The sequence below is a fragment of the Halanaerobium saccharolyticum subsp. saccharolyticum DSM 6643 genome (genome assembly GCF_000350165.1).
Lineage (GTDB): Bacteria > Bacillota > Halanaerobiia > Halanaerobiales > Halanaerobiaceae > Halanaerobium > Halanaerobium saccharolyticum.
Genome location: NZ_CAUI01000023.1, coordinates 429,947 through 449,676, shown reverse-complemented (window position 1 = coordinate 449,676; position 19,730 = coordinate 429,947). Strand labels below are relative to the sequence as shown.

The window sequence follows — 19,730 nt, the reverse complement described above, 5'->3', positions numbered from 1 at the left end:
TATTAATAATGAGGTGGTAAAAATGAAAGCAGTCAAAATTAATAAACCATATGAAATTGATATAGTAAATATTGATAGAAAAGAACCAAAAGAAGGTGAAGCTCTTTTGAAAATTAAATCTGCTGGAATTTGTGGATCTGATATTGGAGCTTTTAGAGGAGCAAACCAACTTGTATCATACCCTAGAATTATAGGCCATGAACTAGCAGGAGAAGTGCTTTCCATACCAGAAAATAATGAAGGTATAGAAGTAGGAGATAAAGTAATAGTTGATCCTTACTTATATTGTGGAGAATGTTATCCATGTAAAATTGGAAGAACTAACTCTTGCGAAAATCTAGAAGTTTTAGGGGTTCAAACTGATGGAGGAATGGTCGAATATTTAACTCATCCAGCAGATATGCTTAAAAAGGTACCAAATGATATGGAGTGGGATTTAATACCCATAGCTGAACCATTAACAATTTCTTTACATGGTTTACATAGAGGTGGTTTAAAAGCAGGAGAGCATATTGTGATAAATGGAGCAGGAACTATTGGATTATTAGCGGCTATGGCAGCACAGCAATATGATGCAACTCCAATATTATTAGATGTTGTTCAAGATAGACTTGATTTTGCTAAAAAAATTGGAATTGAACATATTATTAACATAACTAAAAAAAATGAATTAGAAGAAATTTCTAAAATTACAGATGGGAGAATGGCTGAAGTTGTCCTAGAAGCATCAGGTTCAAATCAAGCTATAAAAAATACTATAGAACAAGTTTCATTTGCTGGGAGAATTGTTTTCACTGGTTGGCCTAAAGAAAGCACTCTTCTACCAACTGGAATGATAACAAAAAAAGAATTAGATATTCGAGGTGGAAGGACAAGTGTCAATGAATTTGAAGAGGCTATTGATTTGATTTATAATAATAAAATTAATGCAAGAGCTGTTTTAACAAAAATAATTGATTTAGATGAAATTCCTAAAACCATTAAAGATATTGAAAAAAATCCAGGAAACTATTTAAAGGTTAATGTAAGACTATAAAAAATATTAGAGGTGAAAAAAATGACTAAAAAAGCTTATTTAGATCCTCAGACTGCCTATCTGCAGGCTGCACCAGCACAGTATATCAATGAAAAAGATATTTTAAAAAAGGCCGGAGCCTATGTCAGTGAATGGGGAGAAAGGGTTTTAATCAGTGGTGGTGTTAGGGCACTTAAAGCAGCAGAAAAAGAGTTAACTGACTCCTTAGATGAATACGGAATTTACTGGGAGAAAAATGTTTTTAAAGGTGAGGTTTCCCAGTCAAATATAAATATTATAAAGGAAAAAGCGGAGGAGATGAATGCTGATCTGATCATTGGAGTTGGTGGTGGAAAAGCAATTGATACTGCTAAAGCAGCTGCTGAAGATCTTAGACTTCCTGTTGCAGCAGTACCAACAATTGCCGCTACCTGTGCTGCAGGTTCAGCTTTTGCGGTTGTTTATACAGAAGATGGTCAATTTGAACGAGATTATTTTATGACTCAAAACCCGAGGCTGGTAATGGTTGATCCTAAGATCATTGCGGAGGCACCGGCTAAATATTTAAAGTCTGGTATTTTAGATTCACTTGCCAAATGGTATGAGGGTAAGGCTGTAGAAAGCGGAATAGAAAATCCGAGTTTGGAAACAGTTGTTGCCATGAATTTGGCTGAAATTTTGTATAATAAGATGCGAAATCAGGCAACTACCGCAGTTGAACAGTGTGAGAATAATGAATTAGGGTTGGAATTAAAAGAGATTATTGATTTAAATATTTATCTGACCACAATTATTCAGAGTTTGGGTCAGAATACTTCTCGGGGAGCAGCTGCACATGGAATTCATAATGGGATGACTGCAATCTCAGAGTCGCACGAACTTTTACACGGTTTAAAAGTTGGTTATGGAATTATTGTCCAGCTCTATTTAGAAGATAAATCTCAGGAATATATAGATGATGTTATTGACTTCTTTAATCAACTGGGGTTAGTTCCATCTTTTAAAGGTTTAGGACTACCCTTTACAGAAAAAAACCTTAAAAAAATAGCAGCTAAATCGGTCAATGATACAGTAATGCTCAAGATGCCGATTAAAGTAACTGAAGAGATGATAATTGAAGCTATGAATGAAGTTGAAAAAGGATAAGTTTAGATCAATATTAAAAAGTTAAAATAAATCATCAAATTTTTTGAAATAATGCTGATTCTTATTATATAATTAATATAAGACGATTAAAATCAAAATATTATTTTAGATTTAAAGAAAGGAAAATTTTATGGATGAATTAATGATTAATGAAGATTTAAAAAAGTTTAATGCAAAAGAAACAGCTTATAAAGTTATTAAAAGTAATATTTTAGATTTAAACTTAGAACCAGGATTACGTATTAAAGAATCAGAATTAGAAGAAAAATTAAAAATGAGTAGAACCCCAATTAGAGATGCAATATCTAGATTAACCAGTGAAGGTTCAATTGATGTTTATCCTCAGAGTGGAACATATATATCAAAAATAGATTTAGAACGAGTAAAAGAATCTGTTTTTCTTCGTTCAACTATAGAAACTGAGGCGGTAAAAAGAGCTTGTAATAATTTTACTGAAAAAGATTTTATTTTTTTAGATTCTAATTTTAAAAATCAAAAATTAGCGGTAGACAATGAGCGATTAAAGGAATTTAGCTATCATGATAATAAGCTACACGAATATTTCTTTTTGGGAAATGGTTTTAAATATACTTGGGAACTAATAAATGATTTCAGTTTTGATTATCATAGAATTAGAAAATTAAAACTTGATTTAGATTTAAGAACTAGAGATACTTTAGATGAACATAAAAAATTAATAAAAGCTATTGAAGAAAGAGATATTGAAAAGGCTACAAAAATGGTTAAAAATCATATTGAATATGTTTATAAAGATCTAGAAGTATTAAAGGGAAAATTCCCTGCTTATTTTGTTTCTTAAAATAAATTATAGATAATTTGTTTTATAACTGTCTTAATTGACAAATTAAAAAAATAATATATAATAAACTTATTATAAGATCACTTTATAACTTTATAAGAAAATAAGAAAGGATGATCATTAATGAAAAAAGTAATGAAAAATGTTGCAAAAGTCGGAGTTGCTGCAGGTACTGTGACTGCATATACCTCATTTCTTTTGAAAGTTTGGGGATAATAAACGAAAATAAAGCTTGATTGTAAAACCTGACAACTAGTCAGGTTTTTTCTTATGGTATGCTACATAACATATTATTTGAATAGAAATTTTTAATGCCGAACTGTGTCGAAACAATTGAATTATGGAAGATATTACAATATAATATAGATAGCTATTCACAGGGAGTAATTTATTTTATTGGGAGTTGAGTTATAAATGATTGAATATCTATTAAAATTATACAAAAAGCCGAGGTTAATTATTATTGATCTTGTGTTAATCAATCTGGCAGTACTATTTTCTTTTATCCTCCGCTTTGACGACGGCTGGATGCAATACTTTCAGATTAACTACTTAGTTGCAATAACGGTTATTTCATTTTTGGTTTTATATTTTTCCTCACTTTATAACAAGATGTGGCAGTATGCCAGCATGTCAGAGCTTTATTCTATTTTTAAAGCAACTATTATAATTAACACTCTATTTGTAATATATATATATTTCTTCAGAGTTGGTTTTCCCCGCAGCATTATTGCGATTAATTTAATGACAGATATCTTTCTGCTGGGTGGAATGCGCTTTGGTTTGAGAGTATTAAAAGATTATTTAAACCGTAATCAGAATATGAAGTTAAAAAGTAGAGTTTTAATCATTGGTGCAGGTGATGCCGCAGAAATAATTACTAGAGAGATTCAAAAACATCCTGAAATAGGAAAAAGAATAATCGGTTTGGTAGATGATGACCCTAATAAGCAGTCTTTAGAGATTCACGGCAATAAGGTTTTAGGTAAAAGTGAGAACATACCACAGTTGATTGAAGAGTATTCTGTTGATGAAGTAATCATTGCAGTTCCTTCTGCAGAGGGTAAAACAATTAAAAGATTTTATGAATTAAGTAATAAAAAAGATGTAACAGTAGAAATTGTACCTGGAGTTTATGAAATCTTAAAAGGCGATGTTTCTCTAAACCAGATTAGAGAGGTTAAAGTAGAAGACCTTTTACGTAGAGATCAAGTTGATTTAATTTCCGATGAAATTTCTGCTTATCTGGCAAGAAAAACTGTTTTAGTCAGTGGTGGTGGAGGATCAATTGGTTCAGAGATCTGTCGTCAAGTAGCAAAATTCAACCCTAAAAAAATTATTATTTTAGATATAAATGAAAACACTACTTATTTTTTAGAGAGAGAGTTAAAAAATCAATATCCAGAACTAGATTTAATCTCTATCATCGGTAGTATCAGAGATAAAAATAAACTTGAACAGGTATTTAAGAAACATTCTCCAGATGTGGTTTTCCATGCAGCAGCTCATAAACACGTACCATTAATGGAGACCAGTCCAGAAGAGGCAGTTAAGAATAATATTTTAGGAACCAAAAATTTAGCTGAAACTGCTGCAGAATCTGAAATTGATCGTTTTGTTTTAATTTCAACCGATAAAGCAGTAAATCCTACTAATGTGATGGGAGCTTCCAAAAGAGCAGCTGAGATGGTTGTTCAGACTATAAACAAAAATTCTAAGGCTAAATTTATGGCAGTACGCTTTGGTAATGTTTTAGGCAGCCAGGGTAGTGTAATTCCTTTATTTAAAAAACAAATTGCTGATGGTGGACCTATAACAGTTACTCACAAGGATATAACCCGCTATTTTATGACTATCCCTGAAGCCTCACAGTTGGTTATTCAAGCTGGTGCTCTTGGTCAGGGAGGAGAGGTTTTTGTTCTTGATATGGGAGAACCGGTTAAAATCATGGAGCTTGCTGAGGATTTAATTTCACTTTCAGGTTTAACTCCTTATGAAGATATAGATATCGATGTGATTGGACTTCGTCCTGGAGAAAAGCTTTACGAAGAGCTTTTATGTGATACAGAAGATAATATTGCAACAGAACACGAAAGAATCTTTATTAATAATCTGGAAGCTGTAGATCAAGATTTTCTGAATAAACATCTTGAGCGTTTATCAGAACTTGCAGAAAAAGCAGCTGAACGAGACATTATTTCTGCTTTAGTTGATCTGGTTAATACTTATCAACCAAGAAGAGATAATGTTAAAAAGGTAGATTTTAAAAAAGATAAAAAGTCTTCCTAAAAGCTTTAACTTATAGTTGATATTATAAAAATATATTAATAATTAATCTGCTTAATTTCTTTCTAATCTCTTTTTAAATTGTTTTTAATAAGAAAATGTTATTATATAATTATAATAAAGCTCATCCCTTTTAATAAAAATATAAACTACGAGAGGAAGATGAAAATGGAGATTTTAAAAGAAATACAGGATAACTGGAAATTTGTACTTTTAAGTATTATAATCGCAATCTTTTTAATATCACTTGGGAATGCTCAGGCTTCGGCAGCAGATTTAAATGTAAGTTTATCTTACCGAGAAATGATAGCTTTAGCGCCTGATGCAGAAGCGCGGTTAATGTTAGTTAATCCGGCTGCAGTAGAGACTGAACTCATTCTGAGTGATTTAAAGAAAAAGCTTAAAAATGGAATTCCGATTGATTTTAAATTAAAACTGTCTCAACAGGAAATAGATTTAAAGAGCAGCTATCAGCTGCTTGGAATAATTAAATCAGGTAGAGATATGGTTTGGACTGCAAGCAAGACTTTTAACGGTACTGAACTGCTGCAGCAACAAGATATTAAGCTGTTAACTAAAAGACTACCAGCCAGATTTATTTCTTTTAGCGGTGAAAAAGATTTAAAAGTCAAGTTTTTAGATTCTCTGGCCCAGGTTATAATCGATAATGAAGAATACTTACTGCCTCAGCAGAGAACAGCTTCAGGTGCTAAATTTGCCAATTCTAAACTAAGTATCTGGAATAAAGGCCGGGAGCTTTTAATTGAAAAAGATAATAAAAATTATCAAGCTGCCTTAGTTTCTTTAGCTGATCTTGATTCTGAAAAATCAGTAATTAAAGCCAGGGGTCAGGAGCCATACTGGGAGTTTAAAATAGATAAAAATAATCTGGAATTGCAATATGATTATTTAACAAATAAAATTATAATATCAAAAGCAAATATAGAGAGAATAGAAAAAAGTAATTCTTTAATTTATAAGATAGACACCAGTTTTTTAGACTTTGAAATTAAAATTTTAGAAGATATTCATACTGACCAAATGAATGGTAGACTTTATCCTTTAACAGCCTTTGTTAAAATCAATGGCCAAAAGTATATTGGTGGGGCGGATTTGCAGTAACTTAAAGGAGGGCACTTAAATGACTAAAAGTATTATACCAGCAAAATTGAATAAAACTAAGGATAAGCTGGTGCTCCTGGATCAAACTTTATTACCCGAAAAAGAAAAATATTTAGAACTTGATCAAAGAGAAGATATTTGGGAAGCTATTAAAAATCTAAGAGTCAGAGGTGCTCCTGCAATAGGGATAGCAGCAGCTTTTGGACTATATGTCTGTCTCAATCAGTATCAGACAGATTCAGTCTCTGAATTAAGAAAAGAACTAAAAGAAATTAGTAATTATCTTGCAACTTCCAGACCAACTGCAGTCAACTTGTTCTGGGCTCTAAAAAGAATGGAAAAAAGATTTGAGGCTGAAGCCAGCGCAGATAAAAGTGTTAAAGCAATAAAAGAAGCTCTTTTAGAAGAAAGTAATAATATTTTAAAAGAAGACCAGAAGATGGATCAGGCTATTGGGGAACATGCGCTTAAATTATTAAAGCCTGGCATGGGACTTTTAACTCACTGTAATGCCGGTGGGCTTGCAACTTCTGGTTATGGGACAGCCGAGGCACCGATGTATCTTGGTTTTGATAGAGGTTATGATTTCAAAATCTATGCTGATGAAACAAGACCTCTGCTGCAGGGTTCTCGTTTAACTGCCTTTGAATTAAATAAGGCAGGCTTAGATGTAACAGTTATTACTGATAATATGGCAGCTCAAGTGATGAAAGAAGGAAAAATTGATGCTGTGCTTGTTGGCTCCGATCGAATTGCCGCTAATGGTGATGCTGCAAATAAGATTGGAACTTTAGGTGTTGCTATTTTAGCCAAAGAATATCAGATACCTGTTTATTTTCTAGCACCTACTTCAACTATTGATCTGCAAACAAAAACAGGAGCAGATATTGAAATCGAATTAAGAGATGGTGAAGAAATCCGAAATGGTTTTGGACGCAGAACTGCACCACATTCTGTAAAAGTCTATAATCCGGCCTTTGATGTAACACCTGCCTCTTATATTACAGCAATTATTACTGAAAAAGGAATAATTAAACCACCTTTTAAAAAAGGGATAAAAGGACTTTTTTAGAAATAAATTATCTAGATTTTAAAAAAGAACAGTTTTAAAGTATTATATCTTGCTAATTATCAATAAAATAAGGTATAATGTATTTAGTTGGAGAATACGGAGGAAGGCAGGTGGAAAATATGTCAGAATCTAAAATTCTAAAGGAACTTTTAAACAACTTTGATAAAATAGATAAACGCTTTGATAAGATGGATAACTATTTTAGTAAAATTGATAATCGTTTTGATAAAGTGGATAATCGTTTTGATAAAGTTGAGAATAAACTCAAAGAACATGACAAAAGGTTTGATAAAGTAGAAAGTATTTTTGAGGAACAAAATATTGAACTTTATAATATCAAAAAAATACTCAAAAAACACAGCGGTCAACTTGATGATTTAGATTATACAACTAAAATGATTCATAATCAAACTGTCCGCCTGAGCTTGGATCAAACTAAGTTTAATAAAAAAATTGATAATCTTATCAAACTTAATCCTGAAAATAAAGATGAAAATATAAAAAGCTTTTAAGCTTTAATTAGGGTTTGTTTAATAGAAAATACAGTTTTAACAGCCTCTCCTGTACTCGAAAATCAGGGAGGTTTTTTTCTTCTTGCAGAAAAAAGTTTAAGCGAAAGGAAGTGATTTTTTGTTTAAATATTTTAAAATAGCAATTAAATATCTTGGAATTACCTTATTCATTACACTTTTAGTAATGCCAACTATGGCAGGCTTAACTCCAGCAGGACAGAGAGCACTGGCAGTGTTTGTGCTGGTCTTAACTTTCTGGATTAGCCACTTTCTTCCTTTATCAGTAACTTCACTTTTGGGAATTGCTTTACTGCCCTTATTAAATGTAATGAGTCTCGAATACACTTTTTCACTTTTTGGATCTAAAGCAATCTTTTTTATTCTGGGAGCTTTAATCTTAGCATCCGGTATTTATCAGACCGGTCTGGGATCAAGACTGGCTTTTAAAATCATATCTGCCAGCGGCAGCAGCCCCTTAAAACTATTATATGGAATATTATTTTCAGCAGCATTTTTATCTTTAATTATGCCATCACATGCAGTTGCTGCTTTACTTTTTCCGATTGTTCTGGAAGTTGTGGTAAGTTTAGATTTAAAACCATTAGAGAGTAACTATGGTAAACTGCTCTTTTTAACAATGGCCTGGGGGGCAGTTATTGGTGGTATTACAACCTATCTAGGTGGTGCTCGCAATTTACTGGCAGTTGACCTTTTGGAAAATCATTATGGAATATCTATTGGATTTTTTGAATGGGTTAAATACAGTTGGCCCATTCCTTTTCTGCTTTTAATTGTTTTTGCAGTTATGATTACCAAATTTGCTGATATTGATATCAAAGACACTTCTAAGTCTTTTACTAAGTTAAAAGCTAAATCAGAGGCAATGGGAGACTTATCTTTTTCGGAAAAGAAATTGATTGTTATTTTAGTCGCTGTAATTGTTAGCTGGCTTGTATTATCTAATTTGATAGATATAGCAGTTACTGCTCTTTTAGGAGGAATTTTAATTGTTGCTTTTAAAGTTATCAGCTGGGAAGAGGTAGAGGAATATGTGAACTGGGGAGTAATTTTAATGTATGGAGGCGCAATTGTAGTCGCTTCTTCACTGGTGGAAACTGGAGTAACAGACTGGATGGCAGCCAGATTTTTTTCTCAGTTAGATATATCACCCTTTTTATTTGTTGTTTTAATGGCTATTTTTACCTCTCTTTTAACTGAGGGGGTAAGCAATGTAGCTTCTGTGGCAGTAATCTTACCTCTAGCCTTTAGTGCGGCTGAGGCCTACAGTCTCAATCCCATATTATTAACTTTATCAGTTGCTTTATCAGGTGGTCTAGCTTTTTTATTACCAATGGGAACACCACCAAATGCAATTGCTTTTTCATCTGGTTATTATGAGATTAAGGATGCCTTAAAATGGGGGATGCTGCTTAAAGTAATTGGCTGGATAATTTACATTTTGGTGGCTAAATTTTACTGGCCGCTAATTGGACTTGAAATTTTTATTTAATATTACTTTAAAAAAAGAAGTTATCAAGGTATAATGTTTTATGTTGAATTGTTTAGTCTTATGAAATAATAAAGACTTTTAACTTCAAATAAAGTTATTAAAACTGGTGAGGGATAAATTATGAAAAAATATATGCTGATTTTATTCAGTTATTGCGGTTTAAAGAAAATTAACAAACGCTTAAAAGAAAAGCTTAATCAAAATGATAAACTCTTTGTTAGAGCAGTTATGCTTGAGAAAGTACCAAAACTTTCTGAACATCTGATATCTGAGGTGGGAGTCTTAGGCAAGAAAGTAGTTCATGACCTCGAGGAATCTGTTGTTGATAACTATCAAGATAATGCTAAAAATTATTTAGAGGAAATAACTGAAATAGCAGCAGAAAATGGTTTTCAGCTGGATAAAAAAATAATCGATCATCATAATTTGGAAGATTTAAAAGAAGAAATCAAGAAATCTGAGCTTGATGAAATAATTATTAACTTTTCTCAAAATGAATTTGCTTCTGATCAAGCAGAAGAGGAAACTGTTAAGTCTTGGCTGCATAAATTGGAACTATCACAGGATATTTTTTATGATGGCAAGCTGAAAAATAAATAAGAATTAAAAGGGACAGCCATTTGGCTGTCCCAGTTTTATAAAAATATTAATTAAGCTAGTATAAATTTTTTAGTTATCCTTAATTTTAAACTGTTTAATAAGTTTAGATAGCGTATTAGCGGTTTCAACAAGACCTTCAGATGCTTCAGCAATAATCTTTGTTGAATTAGACTGTTCCGCACTGGCAGCTGCTACATTTTCTGCATTATGGGCAGCTTCTTCACTTACAACTGCTATTTCCCTAACTGCACCTTTTGCAACTTCACTATTTTCATTCATATTTTGACTCTGTTTTTCAATCTCGTGAATTAAAAGATCTAGATTTTCTGCTGCTTTAATTATTTTTGTAAAAAGACTTGCAGTAGTATTAATTTCATCAACACTTTCTTTGACCTTAGTCTCATTTTCATTCATTTTAGTGACGGTGTTTTTTACATCTTTTTGAATAGAAATAATTAAGCTTGATATATCTTCAGTTGCAGAAGCAGACTGTTCTGCCAGTTCTCGTATTTCATCTGCTACAACAGAAAAACCTCTGCCGGCTTCACCTGCTCTAGCGGCTTCAATAGCTGCATTTAGAGCTAATAGATTTGTCTGGGCAGCAATATTATTAATTAAGTTAACAATTTCTCCAATTTTTTCAGAGGACTTACCCAGAGAATCAATAACCTGGGAAGTTATCCGTGTATTTTCACTAACTTCTTTAAAACTTTGTTCAGAATTTTTTAAAGCCTGGTTACCATCTTTAATATTTTCCATCACATTTTTTGATTGGTCTGTCATAGATTCAGTATTATAGGACACCTGATTAATATTTTCAGCTAAAGTGTCAATTATAGAAGAAACTTCTTCTACCTGGGCTGACTGTTCTTCAGCACCAGAAGCAATTTGCTGGACAGAGTTGCCAATTTCATCGGCTGATGCTGATAATTCTTCTCCAGTAGCAGTTAAATCCTGACTAGAACTACTTAATTCATCAACTGTATTATCAATACTGCCGATTACATTTTTTAGACTTTCTATCATTTTTTCAAACGCCTCGGCCAGATGACCAATTTCATCTTCTTTTTTTAAATATTTTTCTTTAATTTTAACAGCTAAATTACCGGCTGCTATTTCTTCTGCATATAAACTTAATTCTTTAAGCGGTTCTGTCATTTTAAGCACAAAAACAAAAATAAATACAGAAAAAATTAAACCAGCAATCAGTGCAAAAAGAGCGGTATTAATTGTAACTCCATTTACCATCTGATTAACAAAGGCCATTGAAGTACCAACATACCAGATACCAATTATTTCACCCTGAGCATCTCGGATTGGCTGGTAGGCAGTCTGATAGAGCTTTCCTACTACATTTGCCTCACCATAAAATTCATTACCCTGCTCTAAAACTACTTCTTTTACTTCCTGAGAAACTTGGGTGCCTACAGCTCGCTTACCTTCTTTCATAACATTAGTTGCTACTCGAGTATCTCCAGCAAAAATTGTAACTGTATTTCCCTGGGCCAGTTTCCCTATCCGATCAACAATTTCAAAATTTCCATTCATCAATGTTTCGCCTTTATATAATTGATCTCCTCTTAATTCCCAATCTCCTGGGTATTTCAGATCAATAATTTCATAACCAGAAGCAAGATCAGCAGCAGCTTTAATGGTCGCAGCTTTTTTTGCCTCTTCAGTTGAAACATCTCTGATCCTAAAAATTATGCCTCCTGTCATGAGAATAATACCTGCAATGACTATTAATAATATTTTGTATTTAATTGATAAACTTTTAATTCTCATTTGATTCCTCCCTTTAGGCTATTTTGATATATTGGTGCTATTAATACTATTATCGATAAAAATCGACAAAAATTAAGAACTTAGATCAGCTGTTTTTGAGCTTCAGCGTTATTCAACTTCTTTTTACTTGCTCTGATAATAGAAAATCACTGATTTGCTCAATGATGCTGAGACTAAGCAATCTCAATGTCGTCAATTGCTTTAATTTTTGTTTTATAATAATTTAATAGAATAATTTTAAATTTTATGGGAGAATAATTTAAATTAAAGTTTATTAAAAAATTTGCTAATAAATAAGCAAAGTAATATAATTAAATTAGTGAATAAACATTTGATTCATTTTAAAAACCAGGGAAAATTTGGAGAAAGAAAGGTGAAAATAAATGTCTGAAGATAAGATTTTAAATACTATCCTTAATAAAATAGATGATTTAGGATCCAAAGTAGATAATTTAGATAATAAATTTAGTGATCTTAATACTAAAGTAGATAACCTAGATTCACGCATGGATAACTTAGACAGCCGTATGGATAAACTAGATTCACGCATGGATAACTTAGACAACCGTATGGATAACTTAGACAACCGTATGGATAATCTAGATTCACGTATGGATGGTTTGGAAGTTAATCTATCGAATTTCAGGGGAGAATTTTATGAATTCAGAGATCAAACAAATGAAACATTATCTCGGATTGAGAAAAGAGCTAACGCAACCTTTGAGCAGGTTGGTGGTTTAAGTGAATACAGAACAAAAACTAAAATTCAACTCGATAATATAGAATCTGATATGTCATATTATGCCCGCAAACAGATAGAAAATGAAAAAGAAATATATAAACTAGAAAATAAACTAGCTAAATAGATCAGAACAGCCTCTCCTATGAAAAAAGGGAGAGGCTTTATTTTACTTGAACCTGCAGTGTTCAATTGAGATATTTCTTTACTTGCTGATAAATATGATCTGCTTTTTTATTTTGATCAATTGAATTATAAATTATTTCAAGATATTTTCTTTCTTTAATAAGCTCAAGACTTTCTTTAAAATTAATATCATAGATCCAGCCCAGCTGCATTAATTTTAAATCATTAATGGTTTCCAGCTTATCATAATTAATTGACTCTTTATTTAAAAGCTTATTATAGATTTCTGCAGTTATTTCTGGCTCAGTTGAAAGTTTTATAATATAATCTTTTTGACTTTTTGTTTTATATCTTTCCACAAAAATATTGAAAATATCTAGTTTGTCGGCATCCCGAATCAGTCTGGCAAAAAGAAATTCCTGCTCGTTATTGAATATTTCTCGATTGAGATCAGCTTTGTTGTGCTGCTTAATCGCTTTCAAGATTATATTCTGTTCATTTTCACTTAAATCATCAATTAAGTTATTTTCTTTAATTACTTCCAGACCCAGCTGACCGTGATCTTCGGATTTGTAATCTGAAAAAGTTTTATACTTTTTGTACTGTTTAAAGCGCCCGATATCATGGTAAAGGGCAATAATTTTGGCTAAATATTTTTCATCTAAACTCAGCGGCATATCTGCTGTTATTGCTTCCATATCTTTAGTTACTCTTTTGCTGTGGTCAATTTTAAGCTGAATATTTTTTTGATCTTTTTCCTTGGCTAAATTAAACTCTGCTGTATATAAATCAAAGAATTTTTTTAATTTCAGATATTTATCTTTCATCAAAAATGCCTCCTTTTGTCACTGCTTACTATTATAATTTAAATTTTAAAAGATGTAAATTAAATCTATTTTTTAAGCTAATATTTTTTCTTAGCCAATAATTCATGTTATACTAAAGCTAAAGAATTTAACAGGAGTTGAAAGTAAATGCAGATTTTAGTAACAGGTGGAGCTGGTTTTATTGGCTCTAATCTAGTCGATGGATTAATAGCAAAAGGACACAAGGTAATAGTAGTAGATAATTTAAGTACCGGGAAAAAGAAAAATTTAAACCAACAGGCTGAATTTTATCAATTGGATATTCGGAATGAGGAATTAAAAAAAGTTTTTGCAGCCAATGAGATTACTCATGTTATTCATCATGCAGCTCAGATAGATGTTCAGCATTCAATTAAAGATCCTTCATTTGATGCTCAAAATAATATTTTAGGGACAATTAATTTATTAGAAAACTGTCGGGAACATGAGGTAGCAAAGATTATTTATGCTTCATCAGCTGCAGTTTATGGTGAGCCCGAATATTTACCTATAGATGAAGAGCATCCAATCAAAGCAATGTCGCCTTATGGAATTAGCAAACACACTCCAGAACATTACATAAAAATGTACAGTCAATTATATAATCTTAAATATACAATTTTTCGTTATGCCAATGCTTATGGTCCTCGTCAGGACCCTAAAGGAGAGGGCGGGGTTGTTTCAATCTTTGTTGACCAGATGCTGGCTCAAAAAAGACCGCATATTTTTGGAGATGGTCAGCAGACCAGAGACTTTATTCATGTTTATGATATAGTTAAGGCTAATATTCTGGCTTTAAAAAGTGGAGATAACTCACTGCTTAATATCAGCACTGCCAACCGAGATAGTGTTAATGATCTGGTTGCTAATTTAAATCAGATTTCAGCTTATGATTTAAAGCCAATCTATGAGGAAGCGCGCCCGGGTGATATTTTGCATTCATCCTTAGATAATTCAAAGGCCAAAGAAATTCTTAACTGGAGTCCAGCTTATGATTTTAAAGCTGGACTAGAGCAGACAGTCGAATTTTACAGTTAAAATAGATAATTTTAATAAATAAAAAGCTTTTATGAGCTCTTTTGGAATTAAGCATTTTAGTGCTTATTCTAAAGGAGCCTTTTTGTTTTTAAAATATTGAAAATATTATTGACAATTCAAATATTATATAATAAACTTACTTTATAAAGTAAGTTTATTAAGTTGAGGTGATTTAATTGGATAAAAAAGATCGTTTAAAATTATTATATAAAAAATTATTAGAAAATGAATCACTGACTAAAACTGAGTTAGCTGATAAATTAGATTTATCTTTGACTGCTATTTCAGATTATATTAATGAACTAGTAGAATCTGGGTGGATCATCCCGCGTAAAAAAGCTGATTCCAGTGGTGGCAGAAGAGCAGTTATTTATCAAATCAACCCTGAAAGTAAATATATAATTGCCTTAGACTTAAAAGACAGCCATTTTTATATTTTTATCTCTGATTTAAAATCAAATCTGATTAAAAGTAAAATTCATTACCTTGATAATTATGATTTTAAAAATTATGTCAGTGAGATTATTAAAGTAGCAAAAGCCCTGCTGGTTGATTTAGAAATTGGAATTGAAAAAATATTAGCGCTTGGAATTTCAATTTCTGGGATTACAGATTTTGAAAATAAAATTGTCAAACGATCCAATCAGCTTAACTGGACAGATAAAGCACTGGCTCAAGCAATTGAAAAGCAGCTAGAAATACCAGTATTTGTAGAAACAGATGTTAGAGTCTATGCCTATAATGAACTGGAAGCAGAAGACAAAAATAATATTACAGTCGTCTTATATATTGGTGAAGGTATTGGCTTATCTCTGATAATCAGAAATAAAATACTGCAGGGTTATACCAACCGAGTTGGCGATAATCGATTTTTTGGGAAAGAGCTTGAAAATTTAAATTATATAATCCGTAATGATCAGTATATCAAAGAGATAAATGACCTTCCTTATTATTCTAAAAATTTTGAGCAGCAGACAATTAATAAATTAAATGAAAAATATAAAGAATTTATCAGTCAAAATCAAAAAAATAGACAGGAATTAAATGATTTTACAGACTATATTGCCTCAATGATGCTTTCAACTATCAACTTGTTAAATCCGAAAAAAGTTCTTTTAACCGGTAATGTTTTTGACTATAATGATTTAATTTATAATCAGGTTAAAGCAAAAATATCTGAGGGAGAAATGTATCATCTTCCTCAAATTAAAAGAAATGACCACAGCCAAAACCCCTTAGAAAAGGCTCTACTTTCTTTTTTAATGCATAAATTTTTGGGAATTGATGATTTTGATTTTACAAAGGAGAAATTAAATGATTTTAGCTAAAGCAATGGATTATAATCGCCAGCAGGTAAGCAGAGAAGATGGAAGTTATTATAATTTAGTAGAAATGAAAGTTAAAGACTCAAGCACTATTGACTTTGCTAAGCTGGAAAATAAAAACTGGCAGCAAAAATTATTTGATACAGCCCACATTCGGCTTTTAAAAGCTGCCGCAAGAGGAGTCGAAAAACCACTGGTTATAGTCTGGGCGGCCTATGATCATCAAAGGGCAGCCGGTGAATATTTTCCAGATCTTTTAGCTGGAGCAGCTGAAGAATATCTAAGCTTAAATGCTTTAATTACTGAAAAATTAAGGGCTTTAATCAAATCTAAAAACTATTTAATTAGAAATAATCGCCTAAAAGTTAAAGATAAAAATTCAAAAACGGCAGAGGCTGCAAAAATAATTTCTCTGCTGGAAAAAGAGCAGCGGCTTAAAATTTATCAGACAGAGGATGAACTTAGTGACCAAGAAATCTATCAGACTTTAGATTATAAAAGAGATTTAGCAGCAGTGGGAGAGATTGCATATCCCTCAGTTTACAGCCGCCAGCATGAATATCCATTAGTTTTTAACTGCAGCTATTTCCTTTTAGAAGAAGCAGACTGGGAAAGCAAATATTCTTTATTAGGAGATCATTATGGTTTGTTAATTAGTGCTGGTCAAATAATCAGTCCTCCCCTTTATAAGCGCTCAGCTTTGCTTAAAACTGAAGCTAATAACTGGAAACTAAAAAAAGTTTTTTTAACAGATCTAAGTATTCAGCTTCAAAATAGAGAGTGGGATTTAAGTAAATTTAAAGTTAATGAAAATGCAGATTACAGTCTTTATACCCGTCAATATGGAGTTAAGACTAAAAATAAAGCCCTGGGAATTACACCTCAGGCCAAAGGAAAAATTGAGATTGTAATCATTAATGATCTGATTGTTGGCATTAAAAAAGGTGGAAGAACTGAAATTCCACAAAATGCTTTTATTCTTTCTTTACCGGAACAGGATTTTAATTTTGATTCTAACTTAGAACAAAAAGTTAAGTATAAATTCAATAATGGTAAAAAATATATAAGCGCCGTCCAAACCGGACCTATTTTAGTTAAAAACGGTGACTTAAAACTTGATCATAATAGTTTGGAAGCAGAAGATTTTTGTGGTCAAAGTTCTCAAATTGAGAGAGCACAGTTTGAAAGAGTTGTACCAACAGATTATGCCGATGATATTGATCAGACCAGAGCTGCCCGACTGGCAGCAGGTATTAATTATAAAAATGAGTTTTGTCTGCTGGCAGTAGAATCAGTAAATACTGGCATGGAAGCTGGTGATGAATCTTCTGGAGCTACCCTGCTTGAACTGGCAGAGTGGGCTCACAAAAGAAATTATAAATATGCTTTGAATTTGGATGGAGGTGGTTCCGCAAATATTCAATATCTGTATGGAAGTCTTTTTAAAACAGCAGATCGCAGAGGCTTACCTGGAGTTGTCTACGAAAGAATGGTGCCGACAATAGGGTTTATATCAAAATTATAGGGGGATAAAAATGCAAAAAAAATTATTAGTTATCAGTTTAACATTATTTTTAATTCTTAGTTTTGCTGCAGCAGCTTATGCTCAGACAACAACAATCCGTTATTTTATGTGGGATCCAGAATTTAAAGCGGTAGAACAAAAATTAATTGATCAGTTTGAAGCAGAAAATCCAGATATCGAAGTTGAATTTACTGCTTTAGAACCTTCAAATTACTGGCCAAAAATTTCTGCAATGGCTTCTGCTGGTGAACTACCCGATGTATTCAGCATGTCTTCAGGTTATATAGACCAGTGGGCGCAGGATGGCCTTTTGATGAATATTCAGGATCAGGTTGATACTCTGCCCCAGGATGATTATTTTACTAAGGTATTTTCAACCCTGCGTTATCCAGATAAAGAAAGCAGTGATATGTATGGAATGCCCTATGCCTGGGTAACAACAGTTTTATATTATAATAAAGATATGTTTGATCAGGCAGGATTAGATTATCCTGATGAAAATTGGAGCTGGGAAGATTTTAGAAAAGCAGCTGTCGAGCTGACAATAGATGAGAATGAGGATGGAATTGCTGAGCGTTATGGTCACTGGTGGTATGGACGTTATGCTCATGTTGAGCCCTGGGTTTATGCTAATGGTGGTCGAATTTTAAATGAAGATAAAACCAGAATTGAAGTTGACGCTAAAGCTAAAGAAGCACTAGAGTTTCTTGGAGATTTAAGCAATAAATATAATGTTTCACCTCCCAAGCGAGATATAGTTGGTATCAGACAGCAGGATATGTTCCCCTTAGAGCAGACTGCAATGTGGGTTGATGGTTCCTGGAATATTCAGCATGTACGTGATATGGTAAATGGTAAATTTGACTGGGGAATAGCAAAGGTACCTGCAGGTCCTTCTGCTGAACCAGGTGACTACGAGGCTTATGGTTGGCCAGATTCGATAGCTATTTCAAAAAATAGTGAGCAGCAAGAGGCTGCCTGGAAATTGGTTAAATATTTAGTTGGTAAAAATCGACCTTTAGAATCCTACATGGCAGGTAAAGTACCAATTAATAAAGAACTTGCAAATTCTGAGCAGTGGATTGAAGAAGATAAACAGCCAGCTGAAATGGAGATTGTTTTAGAATTAGGAGAAATGATTGGTAGAACCAGTTTTACCATTGGTTGGGGAGAATGGCGCGGTTATGCTGACACAGGTGGAGCCGGAATGAATGGTGTACTTGATAGTGTTACTAATGGTGAAATGACAGTAGAAGAAGCAATTGAATCATTCACCAAACATGGTAATGAAGTCTTAGAAAGATATTATCCTGAAGAATAGTTTGCTATAATCTGAGAAATGGGGAATTTTCCCCATTTCTTTTTTAAGGAGGTACTTTGATGCGTTATAAAAAATCTACACCCTGGATTTTTCTAATTCCAACTATTTTAGGTTTAGTTTTCTTTAGATTGGGGCCGATGCTGGCAGCTGGTTTGGCAAGTTTTACCCGCTGGAATGTTTTTTCTGCTCCCAAATGGATTGGGCTCGGTAATTACAAAGAATTATTCAGCTCAGATATTTTTCTCCTTATTTTAAAAAACACAGTTATTTTCTCTACAGTATTTGTGCCAGGAGTAATGATTGTTGCTTTATTTTTAGCACTTTTAGTTAATAATAAGTTAAGGGGAATGACATTTTTTAGAGGTCTTTTTTATTTACCGGTAATTACTTCTGTTGTCTCAATTGGAGTTATCTGGAGTTGGATTTTAAGTCCCCGCTTTGGACTTGTCTATCAAATTTTAAATCAGTTTTTTGGTCTGGCCCGTATTCCATCTCTACTTGGAGATGCAAAATATGCACTTTTTACCTTAATTTTTGTTTATATCTGGAAAATGGCCGGTTACCAGATGATATTATTTTTAGCAGGACTACAAAACATTCCAGAAATGTATTATGAAGCAGCAACAATTGATGGGGCAAGTGTCTGGCAAAAGTTTAGATATATTACTCTGCCGCTGCTTTCGCCAACAACTTTTTTTGTACTTATAATTTCAATTATTATGTCACTTAAAACTTTCGAATTAACTTATATTATGACTCAGGGTGGTCCAAATTATGCTTCATCAACTCTGATTTTTAGTATTTATGTTAATGCTTTTAAACATTTTAGAATGGGCTATGCTTCTGCAATGTCTTATGTTTTATTTATAATTGTAGCTGTATTTACCTATTTGAACTTTAAATATAAAAAACGCTGGGTAAATTACAGCGAATAGGGGGTGCT

The 19,730-nt window shown here is 32.5% G+C and carries 17 protein-coding genes; 15 read left to right on the top strand and 2 right to left on the bottom strand.

Annotated elements, in window-relative coordinates; all coding sequences use genetic code 11:
• Nucleotides 1–22: 22 nt before the first annotated feature.
• The 9 genes from HSACCH_RS12265 (at nucleotide 23) to HSACCH_RS12225 (ending at nucleotide 10,083) form a co-directional block, all read left to right on the top strand.
• Nucleotides 23–1,036, top strand: coding sequence for a zinc-binding alcohol dehydrogenase family protein (locus HSACCH_RS12265; protein WP_005490220.1), 1,014 nt, complete (start codon nucleotides 23–25; stop codon nucleotides 1,034–1,036).
• A gap of 21 nt (nucleotides 1,037–1,057) precedes the next feature.
• Entirely contained in the window at nucleotides 1,058–2,161 is a 1,104-nt protein-coding gene (locus tag HSACCH_RS12260; RefSeq protein WP_005490216.1) for an iron-containing alcohol dehydrogenase family protein, read from the top strand.
• A 130-nt stretch (nucleotides 2,162–2,291) separates the two neighbouring features.
• On the top strand, nucleotides 2,292–2,981 hold the full coding sequence (locus tag HSACCH_RS12255; protein WP_005490215.1) for a GntR family transcriptional regulator: 690 nt from the start codon (nucleotides 2,292–2,294) through the stop codon (nucleotides 2,979–2,981).
• 414 nt (nucleotides 2,982–3,395) lie between these two features.
• The gene (locus tag HSACCH_RS12250) at nucleotides 3,396–5,270 is read left to right on the top strand and encodes a polysaccharide biosynthesis protein (RefSeq protein WP_005490211.1); all 1,875 of its coding nucleotides are present in this window, start codon (nucleotides 3,396–3,398) and stop codon (nucleotides 5,268–5,270) included.
• A 165-nt stretch (nucleotides 5,271–5,435) separates the two neighbouring features.
• Nucleotides 5,436–6,389, top strand: a complete 954-nt coding sequence (locus tag HSACCH_RS12245; protein WP_005490206.1) for an MliC family protein — start codon at nucleotides 5,436–5,438, stop codon at nucleotides 6,387–6,389.
• 19 nt (nucleotides 6,390–6,408) lie between these two features.
• A complete protein-coding gene (gene mtnA / locus HSACCH_RS12240; protein WP_005490205.1) occupies nucleotides 6,409–7,461 on the top strand; it encodes an S-methyl-5-thioribose-1-phosphate isomerase in 1,053 nt (350 codons plus the stop codon).
• Between the two features lie 119 nt (nucleotides 7,462–7,580).
• Nucleotides 7,581–7,973: a hypothetical protein gene (locus tag HSACCH_RS12235; protein ID WP_005490203.1), complete on the top strand. Its 393-nt coding sequence runs from the start codon at nucleotides 7,581–7,583 to the stop codon at nucleotides 7,971–7,973.
• 118 nt (nucleotides 7,974–8,091) lie between these two features.
• A complete protein-coding gene (locus HSACCH_RS12230) occupies nucleotides 8,092–9,483 on the top strand; it encodes an SLC13 family permease (RefSeq protein ID WP_005490202.1) in 1,392 nt (463 codons plus the stop codon).
• Nucleotides 9,484–9,603: 120 nt separating this feature from the next.
• Nucleotides 9,604–10,083, top strand: a complete 480-nt coding sequence (locus HSACCH_RS12225) for a hypothetical protein (RefSeq protein ID WP_005490200.1) — start codon at nucleotides 9,604–9,606, stop codon at nucleotides 10,081–10,083.
• 69 nt (nucleotides 10,084–10,152) lie between these two features.
• Here the strand turns inward: HSACCH_RS12225 and HSACCH_RS12220 are convergent, their stop codons facing one another.
• Complete coding sequence (locus HSACCH_RS12220; protein WP_040477501.1) at nucleotides 10,153–11,868, bottom strand: methyl-accepting chemotaxis protein; 1,716 nt, start codon at nucleotides 11,866–11,868, stop codon at nucleotides 10,153–10,155.
• A 383-nt stretch (nucleotides 11,869–12,251) separates the two neighbouring features.
• Between HSACCH_RS12220 and HSACCH_RS12215 the strand changes: the two genes are divergently transcribed.
• On the top strand, nucleotides 12,252–12,734 hold the full coding sequence (locus tag HSACCH_RS12215) for a coiled-coil domain-containing protein (RefSeq protein ID WP_005490197.1): 483 nt from the start codon (nucleotides 12,252–12,254) through the stop codon (nucleotides 12,732–12,734).
• A gap of 61 nt (nucleotides 12,735–12,795) precedes the next feature.
• Here the strand turns inward: HSACCH_RS12215 and HSACCH_RS12210 are convergent, their stop codons facing one another.
• On the bottom strand, nucleotides 12,796–13,560 hold the full coding sequence (locus HSACCH_RS12210) for an HD domain-containing protein (protein ID WP_005490195.1): 765 nt from the start codon (nucleotides 13,558–13,560) through the stop codon (nucleotides 12,796–12,798).
• A 147-nt stretch (nucleotides 13,561–13,707) separates the two neighbouring features.
• Between HSACCH_RS12210 and HSACCH_RS12205 the strand changes: the two genes are divergently transcribed.
• The 5 genes from HSACCH_RS12205 to HSACCH_RS12185 all read left to right on the top strand — a co-directional run bounded on the left by HSACCH_RS12205 (nucleotide 13,708) and on the right by HSACCH_RS12185 (nucleotide 19,722).
• Complete coding sequence (locus HSACCH_RS12205) at nucleotides 13,708–14,616, top strand: SDR family oxidoreductase (RefSeq protein ID WP_005490194.1); 909 nt, start codon at nucleotides 13,708–13,710, stop codon at nucleotides 14,614–14,616.
• Nucleotides 14,617–14,792: 176 nt separating this feature from the next.
• Nucleotides 14,793–15,944 (top strand): ROK family transcriptional regulator, encoded by a 1,152-nt coding sequence (locus HSACCH_RS12200; protein ID WP_005490192.1) that lies wholly within the window; start codon nucleotides 14,793–14,795, stop codon nucleotides 15,942–15,944.
• Nucleotides 15,931–17,466 carry a phosphodiester glycosidase family protein gene (locus tag HSACCH_RS12195; protein ID WP_005490191.1) on the top strand — a complete coding sequence of 512 codons (1,536 nt, stop codon included), beginning with the start codon at nucleotides 15,931–15,933 and terminating at the stop codon, nucleotides 17,464–17,466. Before HSACCH_RS12200 ends, HSACCH_RS12195 begins: the two co-directional genes overlap by 14 nt.
• 10 nt (nucleotides 17,467–17,476) lie before the next feature.
• Nucleotides 17,477–18,787 carry an ABC transporter substrate-binding protein gene (locus HSACCH_RS12190; protein ID WP_005490190.1) on the top strand — a complete coding sequence of 437 codons (1,311 nt, stop codon included), beginning with the start codon at nucleotides 17,477–17,479 and terminating at the stop codon, nucleotides 18,785–18,787.
• Between the two features lie 59 nt (nucleotides 18,788–18,846).
• Entirely contained in the window at nucleotides 18,847–19,722 is an 876-nt protein-coding gene (locus tag HSACCH_RS12185; RefSeq protein ID WP_005490189.1) for a carbohydrate ABC transporter permease, read from the top strand.
• The last annotated feature ends 8 nt before the right edge of the window (nucleotides 19,723–19,730 follow it).

Bases quoted from the DNA above. Each gene is read 5' to 3' on its own strand.
- HSACCH_RS12260 (WP_005490216.1), top strand. From the start codon at position 1,058: ATGACTAAAAAAGCTTATTTAGATCCTCAGACTGCCTATCTGCAGGCT.
- HSACCH_RS12210 (WP_005490195.1), bottom strand. From the start codon at position 13,560: ATGAAAGATAAATATCTGAAATTAAAAAAATTCTTTGATTTATATACA.
- HSACCH_RS12215 (WP_005490197.1), top strand. From the start codon at position 12,252: ATGTCTGAAGATAAGATTTTAAATACTATCCTTAATAAAATAGATGAT.
- HSACCH_RS12255 (WP_005490215.1), top strand. From the start codon at position 2,292: ATGGATGAATTAATGATTAATGAAGATTTAAAAAAGTTTAATGCAAAA.
- HSACCH_RS12220 (WP_040477501.1), bottom strand. From the start codon at position 11,868: ATGAGAATTAAAAGTTTATCAATTAAATACAAAATATTATTAATAGTC.
- HSACCH_RS12225 (WP_005490200.1), top strand. From the start codon at position 9,604: ATGAAAAAATATATGCTGATTTTATTCAGTTATTGCGGTTTAAAGAAA.
- HSACCH_RS12250 (WP_005490211.1), top strand. From the start codon at position 3,396: ATGATTGAATATCTATTAAAATTATACAAAAAGCCGAGGTTAATTATT.
- HSACCH_RS12205 (WP_005490194.1), top strand. From the start codon at position 13,708: ATGCAGATTTTAGTAACAGGTGGAGCTGGTTTTATTGGCTCTAATCTA.
- HSACCH_RS12195 (WP_005490191.1), top strand. From the start codon at position 15,931: ATGATTTTAGCTAAAGCAATGGATTATAATCGCCAGCAGGTAAGCAGA.
- HSACCH_RS12245 (WP_005490206.1), top strand. From the start codon at position 5,436: ATGGAGATTTTAAAAGAAATACAGGATAACTGGAAATTTGTACTTTTA.
- HSACCH_RS12185 (WP_005490189.1), top strand. From the start codon at position 18,847: ATGCGTTATAAAAAATCTACACCCTGGATTTTTCTAATTCCAACTATT.
- HSACCH_RS12265 (WP_005490220.1), top strand. From the start codon at position 23: ATGAAAGCAGTCAAAATTAATAAACCATATGAAATTGATATAGTAAAT.
- HSACCH_RS12190 (WP_005490190.1), top strand. From the start codon at position 17,477: ATGCAAAAAAAATTATTAGTTATCAGTTTAACATTATTTTTAATTCTT.
- HSACCH_RS12235 (WP_005490203.1), top strand. From the start codon at position 7,581: ATGTCAGAATCTAAAATTCTAAAGGAACTTTTAAACAACTTTGATAAA.
- mtnA (WP_005490205.1), top strand. From the start codon at position 6,409: ATGACTAAAAGTATTATACCAGCAAAATTGAATAAAACTAAGGATAAG.